The sequence below is a fragment of the Marisediminitalea alba genome (genome assembly GCF_002993365.1).
Taxonomy (GTDB): Bacteria; Pseudomonadota; Gammaproteobacteria; order Enterobacterales; family Alteromonadaceae; genus Alteromonas; species Alteromonas alba.
The window spans coordinates 30,024-44,744 of record NZ_PVNP01000117.1 but is presented as its reverse complement, the minus strand read 5'-3'; the positions used below and the strand labels follow the sequence as shown (position 1 = coordinate 44,744).

Below are 14,721 nucleotides of genomic sequence, written 5' to 3'. Positions count from 1 at the left end.
ATTGCGTAAATGTGCCGAAGAATGTGGTCTCCACCTTGAAACATCGTTCAGGTGGCGGCATCGATTCCTAGCGCTACCATCAGCACTGAAAGCGAGCAAACTAGAAGGTATTATCGAGGCTGACGAAACACTTTTTCCCTACTCAGAGAAAGGCTCAAAACGTATGACTCGTCAGCCCCGCAAAAGAGGGATGAAAGCGAAAAAACGAGGGCGTTCAAAAGATGACTGGGTGCCCGTTTTAACGGTCAGAGACAGAGCCAAGAATACGTATGAGGCCGTTGTGCCAAGTGTTACATCGGCAACTCTGCATCAGGAGCTAGCAGGAAAATTAGAGAAAGACAGTGTGTTATGTAGTGATGGATATAAGCCCTACATAGCTCTTTCTGAGAAAAATGATTTAATACACAAGCGCTTAGACGTGGCGGGAGGTGTTAAGGTGATAGATAAAGTCTTTCATATTCAGAATGTTAACGCCTATCACAGTCGTCTGAAAGCGTGGATAAAACGGTTTCACGGAGTAGCCACAAAATACCTAGAACATTACCTTGGTTGGTTCAGGTTTATGGATAACCCAGAAAACCTTAACGGAAACAGGCTCTTTTCGATTCAACAACAGTTAATCCGAACATAGCCTTATTAAAAGATATTAAATGCACTTGGATTAAACAGCTGAATCACACTAATAAGCTGCATGTTGGTTTCATCAAGGGCTTCTTCGGCGTCGTCTTCTGTGAGTTTCAGTGCCGCCAGTAAGGCCGGGCCAACAGGAGGGTAACCAACGTTAATGTCGGCGTTAACATTGTCCTGCGCCAGCAAATAGGCTTGTTTTACGATTAGTGCGTGGGTATCCAACTGGCTAAGGTCGGTTTCCAGTAACGTGGCAATAGGGCGGTAAATGCTTGGTGGTAATCCCCAGTCCTTAATCAACTCTGCAGAATAATCGCAGTAGGTAAACCCCATGACTTCTTTTTGCAGATAGATGGACGAGGTATCTTTATCGGTATTCAGGCAGCGCTTAGCCATGTCGGGCGCCACTTTAATCATGGCAAGTTCGCCAATGTTGTGCAGTAAACCAGTCACAAAGAAGCGCTCGGATTCCCTGATACGTTTTTTCTCCGCCAGGTGTTTGGCCAGTAAAGCGCAGCTTACGCTTTGCTCCCAGAAACGGTCGATATCGATGATGGTTGTTTCAACGGTTTTCAGGGTATGTGAAATACCGTAGGACAAGGCTAAATCGTAGGTGGCGCGGGTACCAATAACCTGTATCGCTTTGGTTATCGTTTCGATAGGTGAAGTAAAGTTATAAAGCGCGCTGTTGGCAATTTTTAGTAACTGCGAGGTGAGTGTGGGGTCAAAGCTGATAATTTCAGCCACGTCGTCGATGCTCGACGATTCATCATCGATACAGGCTTTTAACCGGGTTACCGATTCAGGTAATACAAAGACGGAGTCCGCTTGTTGCACTAATTGCGCTAGGTTCATACTTCGCTTCACTTTTTGTTTATACAGTAATCAGTGGCGCTTACTGCTTATCCGTCACTTCAAATAACTCAAACTGTAATCAAAATACGTGTTCTCTGAAGCAATTAGAATGGGTTAATGACAACTTAAGAGTAATAAATGAAATTTAATCAGCTGTTTGTGGCCGGTACCCTTCAAAGTCTGATAATAAATATAGTTCATATTTTGCTGGTCAATGGTGCAACCAGCATGAAAATAAATAATTTATCGCGCGGGGATACCCGCTCAATATGACGGGCCTGCTTTGATGTGAAAATGGGGTTGTCAAAGACCTTAACGACAACCCGGCTGGATTACTTTTCCAGTACGTAAATGTCACCGTCAATCAGGCCCTGAATAGTGAGCTTCTGACTCGACAGCGCATTAAGATAATTGATGTGTTCGGCTTCTATAGTTTGTCCCGGCACCAGCAACGGGATGCCCGGCGGATAGGGGGTGATAAGCGCAGCCGCGATTCGGCCTACACTGTTTTGCAGCGGCACCATTTCTCTCTTCCCAAAGAATGCATCGGAAGGCAGCATGGCCAGGCTTATTGGCGGGATCTTACTGGGCAATTCTTTCTGGCGACTACTTTTACGTAATGACACATGCCCCGCATCGAGCTTATTCAGCGCGTTATAAAGACGTACTATTTTAGAGCGCATTCCGCCAAAGGTAAGTAAAACCAGTAGTGTACTGTGGGTAAACTTCTCGATTTCCAGACCCACTTCGTCCATCAGGAAACGGTGGATTTCCTGGTTGGAATAGGAAAGCGCAGAGATATCTATCAAAATTTTAAGCGGATCGTGGCCAATATTATCCGCCTCAAAATGGCTGAACATCTGCCGGAAGTCTTCTTTATCCAAAATACGAATGCGACTAAATTTAGCCGCCTGTTCCTTAAACTCCCGCACATGATTGAGCAGGTTATTGATTACCTTAAAGCCTTCCATTTCCAGCTGTTTACGGCACACATCCAGCGACGCAATCAAATGGTACTGGGGAGAAGTACTGGTATGAATGGCATAAATTTCTTTAAAGAAGTCCTTGTCGAAATCCGGATCGTTAATGTGAATGTATGAAGCCTGCGAAAATGCCGAAACCACTTTGTGGGCTGAGTGAGTAACGTAGTCTGCACCGGCATTGATGGCTGAGTACTCGCGGTATTGCGGATGAAACAGCGAGTAAGCAAACCAGGCTTCATCAATAAACACCTTAATGTCGAACTGGTGAGCGTAATCTACAACCTGCTTTAAATCGGTCAGCAGGCCATCGTAGGTGCAGCCAGTCAGTACTATTAGTTTGGCGTCTTTATTGTCACTGATAAACGCCTTTAGCTGACTCAGCGAAGGCGGCGCAAAAATACCGTATTTAGGATCCAGAATGCTGTCGAGATACAGGGGCAGGGCACGGGCCTGCACAATACCGTAGTGCACGGATTTATGGCAGTTTCGGTCTATGATAACCTTATCCCCTTCCCGTAGCAGGGTTTGCAGGATAATTTTATTGGACGTGGAAGAGCCGTTAGTCACAAAGTATGAGTGTTTAACCTCAAAGGTATTAGCTACCAGGTTTTGTGCTTTACCGATGGCGTTGGTGCCGTCTGATAATGAGCCTAAAGAGTCCACACTGACCGACAGATCACTGATAAACATGTTGCGGCCAAAGAACTTATAAAAGTCGTTGATGTAGCTTGAGCTGCGGAAACTGGCACCACCACTGTGACCCGGCGTGTGCCAGGAATCGTTGGTTTCTACCGCATACTTCTTATAGGCCGTCCAGAACGGCGTTTCGCTGCGATCGTCAAAGTCATTAATAATATAAGCCAGGCATGACTCCGGATCTGAGGCAATATCATGTAGCGCAAAAAACGCTTCAATTTTGCTCGAACGACTAACGATATCAAAGCCCACTTCATTTTCACCGGTCACATACACTGGTACTTCCAGACGTCGGGATTTAATCGCATCGATTATAGATGAATCGCGCAGGCTGTCGCCAAGGGTTTCCCAGCTCAGTAACACCGCCTGGATATCGCCATCATTGTCGAGTTCGGTGACCGCCGCAGACTCCGAGTTAACGGCCAGAAACTCTAATGACAAATCGCTGCGGTCAAGTACCGAGACCACCGATTGCAGGTATTGTTGAGTGGTAATCAGCCGGGGTTTATTGTGATCAATAATCAACACTTTTAAACATGGCGTCGCTGTCACAGGGGATCCTTCTTCGATGATTGCTAAGGGTTTTTCATACCAGAGTGATAATAGTCTGGCGCAGTTGTTAGAGCGTAATATACGCTTTTTTTCACGCTTGAAAAGCGAACAATACCGGGCATTACTAAAAAGCTCAATCTGGCTTCAGGCCTGCTGAGAATGAAGCTGAAGCTTGAGGATTATAAACTCTGCTGGCCTGATAACTGCCATACCAATTTCGATGTTCATTATGCCCTGATGCACATCGTTGGCAGTCATTGTTGTGCCCAGGCCACAACGTACATAAAACGCGTCATCGGGGCTGGCAGCGGTTAGTGCTCCGAGCTTCCATAAGCTGATAAGGAATTGCTCAACCGAATGCGTAATCCGGGCCCAGGTATTGGCGTCGTTGGGCTCAAAAACGGCCCAGTTGAGCGATTTCTGCACCGACTCCTGTACCATACTGGCCAAACGCCGGGTGCTGATGTAGCGCCATTCATTATCATTGCCAGCCAGCGTGCGGGCTCCCCAAATACGAACTCCGCGGCCGCTGAACTCCCGAATTGCATTAATGGATTTACCGGTAGAAGAGTCGGTATTTAACGCCTCATTTGCAGTGTCAGAAATGCTTATCATCGGATGTTTGATGCCACGCAGTTGCACATTCGCCGGGGCTTTCCATACGCCTTCAGTTGCATCGACCAAAGCAATGGCTCCGGCTACTGCAACAGAAGCCGGTAAGGAAACATAAAGATCAGCCAGCAGAGATTCAATAACCTTGAATAGCGCGGGATCGTCGGTTTTTAGCTGGCTGAGTTGAGTAGTCTTGCCGTTATCGAGGCTTACCGTTATGTGTTGATGGTAGCGGGCAGATTGCCAGCGTTGAGTGGTGGTTAAAAAAGGGTAATAACACGCGCCAGAATCAAGATGTGTGTTACCCAGATATGCGCGGTTAGTGCTTAACAGCGATGCGCTCAAAGTTTTATCCCCGTCGGGCAAGTCGAACAGTGCCATACGGTCGGCTAACCTGTTGCATTCCGAGAGCATAAAATTGACTAACTGCTGGTAGTCGGCTGCAGCCAGCAGCACACTCTCAGGTGCAAGCAGCAGGGTTATTTCATCCACCTTTGCAGTAACCTGCACGCCATCTGACAGGGCTGAAAGGGTTAGCGATGATTGATAGTTACCTGTCGATACCACATAGCATTCACCACCACCGTTATCAAAAAACAGCCTGATGGCATACCACATCATCTGGCGGGGCAATACTGGCGTTGTGCTTTTTAACACTATTCCAGCTGGCGTGGATGTAAGTTCCAGATGCAGAGGCTCAGCTTCACTTTGCCCGAATAACCGGCAGTATTCCGCAAATGAGGTGATTCTTGTTGGAGTCAGATGTAAGTCGCCATCCTTCTGGCACGCGGCGCTTTGCGTGTAGCCAATAAACGCAGGTACCGCTGTAGGGACGGCAACGATGCTGGTATTAATCGTGGGGATTTCCTGAATATAAACGCCGGGATGCTTAAACTTGGGCATGGTTTTACCCCATGGGTTGTTGAAGTCGGGTATCTGTACTGTACAACGCAACCAGCAATACTGAGCATAGCATAGTGTGATTGGTCGATCGTCAGCAGAGTTTAATTCCAGCTCCCAGACACAATTGGGTGAGAGATCTTATTCCACAACAACACCACGTATTTAGACGAATAGCAGTACATGACGTAATGAAGTTCCGCGTGATGAGATATCAACTCAAGGAAATCGATTATGAAAATACTGGTACTGCTTTGTTTACTTCTCCCATGGCTTACATTGGCGGCAACGCAATCCATAGAGATCACAGATAAAATTAAACGTGAACGTACTGATAACACCGATACTAAATTTATCAGTAAGTTTGCTCAATGGGGTGATAACGAGGTCCTTGCTCGTTACACCGATACAGACGGAACCCGACGTCATGCGGATGTGAGCTTGGGCTTTCGTTATCTGATGACAAATACGCCGGTACCGCAAGGAGACGAAGCTGAGTTTGCCGTAGCAATAGCGTATCAGGGCGAATTCGATTTTTTTGCACTCACGCGCAACTCCAGTCCGGTGGTGACTACACGCCATAACCCCAGCCTCTTTTTTTCCAGAATGTGGGATCCGGTAAAAACGGGTTTGTCTTCGTGGTTTGTGTCGCTGGAACATGAATCAAACGGTCAGGTCACCGATACTCTGGAAAGATTGCAAAGTGAATTAAGTGCCTTTGCCCTGGATTACGAAGGGGACGAAGAGGTATCAGAATCAGATGTATTTGAAATGGCTCAACAGACCATTAGCCGTTCTAACAATTTCGTCGCTTTTGGTGCGAACTACCAGTTAGGTATCGGAAGTCATGAAGATTGTGCCAGTCGTTTCAATTGTATTTCAATCTTTGCCAAAGTAAGGCATCAACTCGATAAAGAGCCTGAAGACCAAATATGGTGGCGTGAAGGAGAAACCGCTGAATTAAAAGACTATGTAGGTACTGAAGTAGATATCAATGCACCATTTCTCATCGGTAATGTAGATACTGCATTGCGGATTACTTATAGAACCGGGCAACTCATGGGCGGAAATCCTTTTAAGCGCAACACATTCGATCTGCGCTACTATGTTGATGTTCCGGTAGGGCGTGGTATCGCCAGCTTATTGAATAAGCCTGACCTGGAATTTTTTGCGATACCCCTGGTGGTAAGATATCACAATGGGTACCTGGACGAGCTTTATAATTATTCGCAGAGAGTTAGCTATCTGGCGCTTGGCTTACACGCCAGATATTAATTATCGTGGTGTAATTAGCAGTCGCTGTCTAAAACAGTGATGCTAGGACTGCCGCCCTCGGTTTGGGCCTTTTCGTAGATCTCCACGCCATCGAAACCAGCCTGTTCGGCGAGTCTGGCAGTGGTGACAAATCGCCTGATGATGTCATTAATTTTATCCTGACTCATGGGCTTAGGTGGGTTAAAGAATTTCGACATTTTACCCAACGCCATTGGCACGGCGGATGGTGCCCAGGTAGGTTGGCCCAGACTGGCCGGCATTTGCCTGCCAGGATGGTTAAGCTGCAGGAAAAAAGCAGCGCCTTGTTGCTTGCCGAGTGCAGCCCATTGCTTAAAAACATCCAGGTGCTCATCGTTCTTTAGTACCACGCCGCCCGGGCCGGTCATCGCGCGGCCATCAATCATGACATTACCGGAAATCAACAAACCGCTTCCGCCTTGTGCTCAGGCCCCAAACAAAGCCATCATTTGAGCTGAGGGCAGATTATCTGCCGTGGCCAGATTTTTCTTCCATGGCAGCTTTGGCAATGCGATTTGGAATAGTGGTGCCGTTGGGCAAAGTTAATGGATTAAAAAGTGACATAGCGCCTGCTGACTTCGATCAGGGCTTACTCTAAGGTTAAAGTTAGCTTTAAGGTCAATAGCGCAATAAACATTATTTGCTACTTTTTGGCAGACTCAGTTCGGCAAGTACCCGTTTGGCGTTATCGGCGCAGTCCATATCGTCTGATTTGGCGGCAATGGTGTCGATAACCGACAGTAACTTTGCTTTATTGCGAGCCAGTTTTTGCTGCAGCAGCTCGATATCCGTTACTTTTTGCTGGAGCGCCGTTATCAGCGCATCATGCTGTCAGTCGTCATTCGTCTGCGGCAACAGCGCTCGCAATTCTTCTAAGCTGAATCCGGCTTGTTGATCGTTTACAATCAGATTAAGTATCGATTCGGCCTGCGGCGGATAGGAGCGGTAACCATTGGCTTTGCGCTCAACCTGGTTCAACAGGCCTTTCTCTTCATAAAAGCGAATTTTAGATTTTGTCAGGCCAGTTCACCTATCTTCATGATGATATGTCTGCGTTGTTTTCCCCTAGTTTAGTGGTTTTATCACGGTTTGTCCGGGTGGGTAATGTGATGGCAGCATATTTGTAACTGCGCGGCTAACCCGGTAGATTGGTGTAAGATAATTAAAAAAAGGACAAGTATGTCAGGGACTCCCTCCTACAATGTCGTGGTATTCGCCCATAATGAAGCGCGGCGGATCTCGCGCTGTCTTGAAAGCATTCTGGCGCAAGCCAGTGAGGGGTTGCAATATATCTTTGTGTTGGTTAACGGCTGTACCGATGATACCGCTGATGTGTTAACCCGGCTGAGTGCTAACCGGCCAGAGGTAATTGGCGTGTGGCTGGACAGGGCCGATAAAGCCGCCAGTTGGAATCATTATGTGCAAACGTTATCCGCTGATGCTGACTCTCATGCGTTTAATTGTCTGGTGCGCTATCAGGTCCGCGAACATCTGCTTAAGTTACTGTTCTATTACATGCAGGATAAACAGCCCTCACAGATGCCGGGCGAAATTACCGCGCTTTACTCAGAGCTGGCCCACCTTATTCGTTACCAGTACCGGGGCCGAAATACACCGATAGACATGCTGGCCATTCGGTATATTAAAAATCATAGCTGATACTGCTTTACTGGCGAACCAGGACGTTAGCATGGTCGAATATGCGCGCGGGCTGCTGTTTGATTAGCTCCAGGGTGCTGTCGGATACCGTAGACCGGATGCCGGTAATGCCCATCCAGGTATCGCGATTACGGCGTTTGGCACCATACAACGCCGCATCGGCTATGCCAACGGTGCTCTGCCAGTCGAAAAAGCTATAACGTTGCTGGTGCAGCGGATAAGCAGCAAAGCCTACCGAGCAGGTTACCTTTAACTGCGTGTGCCCGTTAATATTCATATCACTGGCATTCACTGCCTTAACTATACGCTCTGCCAGCAGGTAAGCTTCATCCCGGGGCGTATCCTGTACCACCGCCAGAAACTCCTCGCCACCCCATCGCACCAGATAATCACTGTCACGGAAAATGGCCGACAGCCTTCTTTGGGTTTCTACCAGCACCGCATCACCGGCCTGATGGCCATGGTTATCGTTAATCCGTTTGAAATGATCCAGGTCGATGATAAAAAATAACATATCAGACTGCTCACTCGGGCGCGTATTGGTGGCTTCGCAGTCTTTATAATAACGATGAATGCGACACACATCGCGCTGCATGTTCTGGTTTAAAAAGCGTCGGTTATGTAAACCGGTTAACGAGTCAGTTAAGCTGGCTTTTTCCAGGGCAAGCGCTTGTTCACTGAGTTTCTCATTAGCAGTTAGCAGCTCAGCCGTGCGCTCGGCAATTTTTCGCTCCAGCACATTCTGGCGATGCCGGTAATGGCGCAGACCTAACTGATGCAAAACAAAAATAGCAATAGCCAACAATAACAAGCTGGCCATGCTGGCATAGATAGTCTGATACCACGCGGGGAGCACGGTAAATCGCTGGCTAAGCGTTGTGTTTTGCCAGGTGGTGACGTTGTCGGAATATTGCAGTTCCAGTTTGTACTCGCCCGGCGCTGGATCGGTGAGCGTTACAATCCGGTGATCGGCATCGAGTTGGATCCAGTTATTTTCACTGCCGGCCAGGCGGTAACGGTATTGCAAATGTTCCGGATCAAGGTAATCCAGCGCGACAAACTCAAAAGAAATACGTTTGGGTAGTGCACTGATTTCAATATGGGCCTGGGTGGTCGCCGGATGAACCTTGTGGTTATCTGCGGTAATTATTTCAAGTTGCGTAAAGTTAAGGGATAAAGGGGTCATCTGGCGGGGTAATGCTCCCGGAGAGACGATAGTCAGGCCGTTTTTACCACCGAATACCAGATCACCCGCTGCTGTCATGGTTGCTGCGGCGCGGGAGTAAGGGCTGTTTACGGCACTGGGTCCGGCAGTTATTACGTGCAGCAGTTTTTGTTCAATATCAATGGCCGCAATGCCATGAGACGTGCCTACCCATACCTGGTTATCACTCTCACCAGCGATGGCCGTAACGTTGTCGCCGGGCAGGCCAACGTCAGTTGTAAATTCAAGCCAGCGGTACTCGGAGGTGTATACAAACAATCCTGCACCGCTGGTTGCCACCCAAAGCTGGCCGAGACTATCGGCATATAAGTCGGCAATAAATTGTTGTGCCAGGCGTGGATGGTTGACCGCTTTAATATTGCTACTGTTAAGTAACCCGTTAGTAAACTTGCCGTGAAGCAGCCCTTGCCAGCTACCTACCCAGAGCGAGTCGGGTGTTGCCAGCAGCGACGCCACGCGACGTTCGCTAAAATGCTCGGGCAGTAACTGAATGGTAGGCTCAGTCGCTATTGCTGGCTGTTGCCATAAACCATCGGTGCCGCCTATCCAAAGTGCTTCAGACGAGCTGGCCAGAGCGGTGGTAAAAGTGGCTGCGCTTCTGCCATCTACGTTTAGCGGTAATGGTTGTGCACTGTTTGGCGGAATAATTACCGACGCGAAATTAGCCGAGGCGTAGAGATTTCCAGCCGGATCTGCAAATAACGTTTCCACCGGATCAGTACCATTTTGCCACAGTTGCCGGGTGGTGCCTTGTTCGGCAGTGAACTCTTCCAGCCCATGTTCACCGGAACCCACAATCAGTTTATTTCCTATCGCCTGAACCGCATGAACCTTTCGATTCATCAGGCCCTCGGGTTGCCCGCTGTCACCAAAAATGTGTGAAACGGCAACATTGCCGGCATCATACACATTGAGCGTGGCGCCACTGCCAATCCACACCAATCCTCTGGAATCGCGAAATAACGACCAGATGTCATTATCGCTAAGGCTGGCCGGTAACAAACGATTGTGTTGGAAGCGGCGTGTTGTCTGGTTGGCTAAGTTAAGCTCAATCAATCCATCACCAAAGGTACCGATCAGTAATACATCGGGGCGAATTTCTGTCACTGTAAACAGCCAGGGGCTGTCATCCTGTGCGAGTGTGTAGTTGCGAAAACCGGACGCTTCAGATTGTACAAATAAGCCCTCGGCAGCGGTGCCAACCACGAGATTTTCCTTTGCCGTGGTAGTAATAGTACTGACCCTGATACCCTCAGGAAAGCCAGGTGCAATTTGTAATGGTGCAAACCGGTTTTTGTTCAGGTCACTACGGTACAGGCCTTTGTCGGTGCCTACCCAAAGCGTATTGGCCTGACTTACATGGAGTGCATGAATCCGCGCATTGGGCGCAATGGGGAGCTGTTCAAGTTGCGCAGATGCCGTATCAAACTGATAGAGCGCACGATCGCTGGCGAGTATAACGATGTCAGTGTGTGGCAAGCTAATCACAGTACCAGCCTGCACGGTTATGTTCTGCAACTGGCCGGGCGCAACAGCGGTAAACGAACTGGTGCCAGGAGTTTGCCGGTATAAGCCGTTGCTGGTGCCAATCCAGATACGACCTTTGGCATCGCTAAATCCATGGTTTACCTGTGGGGCGGGAGCGTCGTTATCCACGCCTGTAAATCGCGCGCGGACCAGCGATTTTGAATCCCAGCGCCATAAACCGTTGGCGGCAACCAACCAGATAAATCCCTGCTGATCTTCCAGTATGGTATCAACCTGACCTTCAATAGGGGGGGAGTTGCCTAATGGCGAAAGAAAAACCGGCTGCGCGTGGCTTTGCCATTGAGTCTCACTGGCGTGGACGGCAACGCACGCAAATACCCCAAGCCAGACCAGGCCAAGCGGTTTTAAAAAGCGTTTAGAACTAGACAAAGCACGCACCACAATCATCACTACTTTGCTTGCAAAAGACCCGGCGAGAAACGGTGCATTCACAACTGTCGAAAAATTAGTCCTTTAGTATAAGGGGTAAATGTATGCCTGCCAATCCATAGAGGCTACCAGGAAGAAATAAATAACGCTGTCTATTGGCTAAGAAAGTAAATGAAATCAACCGTTAGAGCATTTAAAAATGATCATACGCGGGTAAAAAACAGTACAAATCGGGTGTTTTGTATTATTTAAAGGATTGGTATGACAGCGAAATCGAATTTAGACGAGTTTAACGAGTGGATTGAAAACCGGTACCCGCACCACCCGGAATTCTTGCAGGCCACCAAAGAGCTCGCCGCCGATGTAATACCGATTTATAACGCGCACGCTGACTACAAACGCTACAACGTGCTTAAACGCCTGAGTGAGCCAGAGCGGGTAGTGCACTTTGCCGTGCACTGGATGAATGACAATGGCGAGGTAGAAGTTAATCGTGGCTGGCGGGTGCAGCATAGCGGCCTTATTGGCCCTTATAAAGGCGGCTTGCGTTTTCATCCTACGGTTAACGAGTCGGTACTCAAATTTCTGGCTTTTGAGCAATCATTTAAGAATGCGCTTACCGGCCTGCCGATGGGCGGCGCGAAAGGCGGCTCAGAATTTAACCCGAAAGGCCGTAGCGACAATGAAATCATGCGCTTTTGTCAGGCTTTTATGCAAGAGTTGCAGCGCCATATTGGTCCGCGAACCGACGTACCCGCTGGTGATATTAATGTAGGCGCTCGCGAGATTGGCTTTTTATATGGCCAGTACCGCCGTATGCACAACGAGTTCGGCGGTAGTCTTACCGGTAAAGACATTGATTTTGGTGGTAGCCACGTGCGCACCGAAGCCACCGGCTTTGGCTTAATTTACATGCTGCAGTGCGTGCTTAAACATCACGATGACGCAATTGAAGGTAAGCGGATTGCTATTTCCGGTGCGGGTAATGTGGCTTTGCATGCCGCGCTCAAGGCCGCAGAACTGGGCGGCACTGTGATTAGTTTATCTAACAGTCGCGGCAGTTTAATTAAGGAAGAGGGCCTGAGCAGCGCCGACATACGCTGGGCCATCGAAAATCGCATGAACGAAGATAATATTCTTACCGCGATGGCTGATGAGCGTGGCGGTAGCTGGTTTAGCGGTGAAAAGCCTTGGGGCTGCGCCTGCGATATAGCATTGCCGTGCGCTACGCAGAATGAACTGGATGAGCCGTCAGCAAAACGTCTGGCAGACAACCACTGTAAATATTTACTGGAAGGGGCCAATATGCCTACCACCCATGAGGCAAAAACGCTTATCGCCGATGCCGGCATCGTGTTCGTGCCGGGTAAAGCCGCTAATGCCGGGGGCGTTGCAATGTCGGGTATGGAGATGTCGCAAAATGCCGCTTTTGAGCGTAAAACCTTCGCCCGGCTGGATGACGAACTTAAGGCCATCATGACCTATATCCACGACCGCTGTGCCGAAGAAGGCAAAGAAGACGATAGGGTAAATTATGCCAAAGGCGCTAATATCACCGCCTTCAGGCAGCTTGCCAATGCTATGGTGGGGCAGGGCGTTTAATTCCTTTAACTCCAGGCATAAAAAAGCAGCGCAATAAGCGCTGCTTTTTTGATTGAGCTGCTGTAAAAAACGCTTACTCGGCGCTCAGAGAGGCCATGTCGATAACGAAACGATGCGCTAGATCGCCCTTAGCCAGAGTCTCAAATGCACCGTTGATTTCGTCCATTTTAATCATTTCGCAGTCAGGATAGATATCGTGCTCTGCACAGAAATCAATTACTTCCTGAGTTTCCTTGATACCACCAATTAATGAGCCCGCAACACGGCGACGGCCCATTACCAGAGGCGGTGTCATCAGTTCTTCCATCGGGCCAACCTGTCCAACAATAACAATAGTGCCGTCGATATCCAGCAGTGGTGCATATTGCCCTACGTCGTGTTTCACCGGAGCAGTATCGATGATCAAATCGAACGAGTTCGCAGCGTCTTTCATTGCATCTTTATCGGTAGAGACCAGAATGCCCTTAGCGCCCATGGCTTTAGCTTCGGCTTCTTTTTTGTTAGAACGGCTGATGGCGGTTACTTCTGCGCCCATGGCGGCAGCGAGTTTAACGGCCATATGCCCAAGACCGCCCAGGCCAATTACGCCAACGCGAGTGCCTTGTTTTACCCCCCAGGTGCGTAGCGGAGAAAAGGTAGTGATGCCAGCACACAGAATGGGCGCGGTTTTCGCGAGATCCATGCCTTCTGGTACGTTAAGCACAAATTCTTCACGTACGACAATGTGCTTGGAATAGCCGCCCTGTGTGGTTTCACCCGAGATACGATCCGGCGCGCCGTAGGTGGGTGTCATGCCGTTACGGCAAAATTGCTCTTCGTGGTTTTGACACTGGTCACATTCCTGGCAGCTGTCTACCATACAGCCTACCGCCACGTTCTGACCCACTTTGTAATTTTTCACATCGTCACCAATAGCGGTAACCACACCAACAATTTCATGACCCGGAATTAAAGGGTAGGGTTGCGGACCCCAGTCACCGTTTACCGTGTGTAAATCTGAGTGACATACACCGCAATATAAAATTTCAATTGCAACATCATTGGCGCGCAGATCACGACGCTCGAAATGATATGGTTTCATGTGAGCATCGTCTGAGAATGCAGCGTAGCCAACTGTTTTCATAGTGTTACCTCTGTCTTTAGTTTTTAAAAAAGTGCTTTTTTAGCCTGTGGGATAGTATGCAATAAGCAATGCTATTTGCGCCTGCCTAATCCTGTTTTGCTATTGCCTGATCGTGTGGGATTAGCTTTGCATACCTGTATCTGTACTGCCAGATGGGCACTTTTGATCAGTAATTCAAGGTAGGTATAGCAGACAGATTCTGGTTTAATGACGCGCAAATTATCAGGGTTTGTGACTATAAAGAGGAGACAGCAGTGACTTACAACAATCAGCAGGCACTTATCGAACAACTAAACACCGCGCCGGAACACATCAGTTTTAATGATGTAATTGCTTTCATCGACGAAAACTTCGTTTTTACGCCCACGGCGTTTACTAACGGAAAAGTGGAGAATGAAGCAAATCAGAACAATGGTTCCTGCAAACTGCTGGCTCTGGGGCAATACCTTAAGCTCACCAACCAACAAACCCTGGCCCTTTTTGGCAGTTATTATCGCGACGATGTACTCGGCAATCCGGATGGCACAGATCACGCCAATATTCGCAATTTTATGCAAACCGGTGCCGAAGGCGTGACGTTTGAGGTGTTTCCGTTAGAAGCTAAAAAATAGAAATTAACAACCAGCCGGTGTTCTTAATAAGATCGGCCCGATGTCATTTTGTTTTTACTTGTTGTA

The 14,721-nt window shown here is 48.4% G+C and carries 11 protein-coding genes and 1 pseudogene; 5 read left to right on the top strand and 7 right to left on the bottom strand.

Annotated features, from left to right (window positions below):
* The coding region (locus C6Y40_RS11595; protein ID WP_105934729.1) for an IS1595-like element ISAma5 family transposase at positions 1-631 on the top strand (631 nt) is incomplete at its 5' end.
* A 5-nt stretch (positions 632-636) separates the two neighbouring features.
* Here the strand turns inward: C6Y40_RS11595 and C6Y40_RS11590 are convergent.
* The 3 genes from C6Y40_RS11590 to C6Y40_RS11580 form a co-directional block, all read right to left on the bottom strand.
* Positions 637-1,482, bottom strand: coding sequence for an HDOD domain-containing protein (locus tag C6Y40_RS11590; protein ID WP_105934728.1), 846 nt, complete (start codon positions 1,480-1,482; stop codon positions 637-639).
* Between the two features lie 332 nt (positions 1,483-1,814).
* Positions 1,815-3,713, bottom strand: a complete 1,899-nt coding sequence (locus C6Y40_RS11585) for an aminotransferase class I/II-fold pyridoxal phosphate-dependent enzyme (RefSeq protein WP_476726849.1) — start codon at positions 3,711-3,713, stop codon at positions 1,815-1,817.
* Positions 3,714-3,857: 144 nt separating this feature from the next.
* On the bottom strand, positions 3,858-5,228 hold the full coding sequence (locus tag C6Y40_RS11580) for a phage tail sheath family protein (RefSeq protein ID WP_105934727.1): 1,371 nt from the start codon (positions 5,226-5,228) through the stop codon (positions 3,858-3,860).
* 231 nt (positions 5,229-5,459) lie between these two features.
* Between C6Y40_RS11580 and C6Y40_RS11575 the strand changes: the two genes are divergently transcribed.
* Complete coding sequence (locus C6Y40_RS11575; protein ID WP_105934726.1) at positions 5,460-6,500, top strand: hypothetical protein; 1,041 nt, start codon at positions 5,460-5,462, stop codon at positions 6,498-6,500.
* Between the two features lie 14 nt (positions 6,501-6,514).
* Here the strand turns inward: C6Y40_RS11575 and C6Y40_RS11570 are convergent.
* Both C6Y40_RS11570 and C6Y40_RS25185 read right to left on the bottom strand, forming a co-directional pair.
* Positions 6,515-6,931, bottom strand: a pseudogene (locus C6Y40_RS11570) (oxidoreductase); the annotation flags it as partial.
* A 418-nt stretch (positions 6,932-7,349) separates the two neighbouring features.
* Complete coding sequence (locus C6Y40_RS25185) at positions 7,350-7,538, bottom strand: MerR family transcriptional regulator (RefSeq protein WP_276309514.1); 189 nt, start codon at positions 7,536-7,538, stop codon at positions 7,350-7,352.
* 159 nt (positions 7,539-7,697) lie between these two features.
* Here C6Y40_RS25185 and C6Y40_RS11560 point away from each other — a divergent pair, with 159 nt between their 5' ends.
* Positions 7,698-8,177, top strand: coding sequence for a glycosyltransferase family 2 protein (locus C6Y40_RS11560; RefSeq protein ID WP_105934725.1), 480 nt, complete (start codon positions 7,698-7,700; stop codon positions 8,175-8,177).
* Positions 8,178-8,184: 7 nt separating this feature from the next.
* Here C6Y40_RS11560 and C6Y40_RS11555 read toward each other — a convergent pair whose 3' ends face one another.
* On the bottom strand, positions 8,185-11,319 hold the full coding sequence (locus C6Y40_RS11555) for a ligand-binding sensor domain-containing diguanylate cyclase (RefSeq protein ID WP_170308467.1): 3,135 nt from the start codon (positions 11,317-11,319) through the stop codon (positions 8,185-8,187).
* A gap of 261 nt (positions 11,320-11,580) precedes the next feature.
* On the opposite strand from C6Y40_RS11555, the gene gdhA reads away from it, so the two are divergent.
* A complete protein-coding gene (gene gdhA / locus C6Y40_RS11550; protein ID WP_105934723.1) occupies positions 11,581-12,921 on the top strand; it encodes an NADP-specific glutamate dehydrogenase in 1,341 nt (446 codons plus the stop codon).
* 73 nt (positions 12,922-12,994) lie between these two features.
* Here gdhA and C6Y40_RS11545 read toward each other — a convergent pair whose 3' ends face one another.
* The gene (locus C6Y40_RS11545; protein WP_105934722.1) at positions 12,995-14,044 is read right to left on the bottom strand and encodes an NAD(P)-dependent alcohol dehydrogenase; all 1,050 of its coding nucleotides are present in this window, start codon (positions 14,042-14,044) and stop codon (positions 12,995-12,997) included.
* 254 nt (positions 14,045-14,298) lie between these two features.
* Here C6Y40_RS11545 and C6Y40_RS11540 point away from each other — a divergent pair, with 254 nt between their 5' ends.
* On the top strand, positions 14,299-14,655 hold the full coding sequence (locus C6Y40_RS11540; protein WP_105934721.1) for a HopJ type III effector protein: 357 nt from the start codon (positions 14,299-14,301) through the stop codon (positions 14,653-14,655).
* Positions 14,656-14,721: the final 66 nt, after the last annotated feature.

Bases quoted from the DNA above. Each gene is read 5' to 3' on its own strand.
- C6Y40_RS11590 (WP_105934728.1), bottom strand. From the start codon at position 1,482: ATGAACCTAGCGCAATTAGTGCAACAAGCGGACTCCGTCTTTGTATTA.
- C6Y40_RS11580 (WP_105934727.1), bottom strand. From the start codon at position 5,228: ATGCCCAAGTTTAAGCATCCCGGCGTTTATATTCAGGAAATCCCCACG.
- C6Y40_RS11575 (WP_105934726.1), top strand. From the start codon at position 5,460: ATGAAAATACTGGTACTGCTTTGTTTACTTCTCCCATGGCTTACATTG.
- C6Y40_RS11560 (WP_105934725.1), top strand. From the start codon at position 7,698: ATGTCAGGGACTCCCTCCTACAATGTCGTGGTATTCGCCCATAATGAA.
- gdhA (WP_105934723.1), top strand. From the start codon at position 11,581: ATGACAGCGAAATCGAATTTAGACGAGTTTAACGAGTGGATTGAAAAC.
- C6Y40_RS11545 (WP_105934722.1), bottom strand. From the start codon at position 14,044: ATGAAAACAGTTGGCTACGCTGCATTCTCAGACGATGCTCACATGAAA.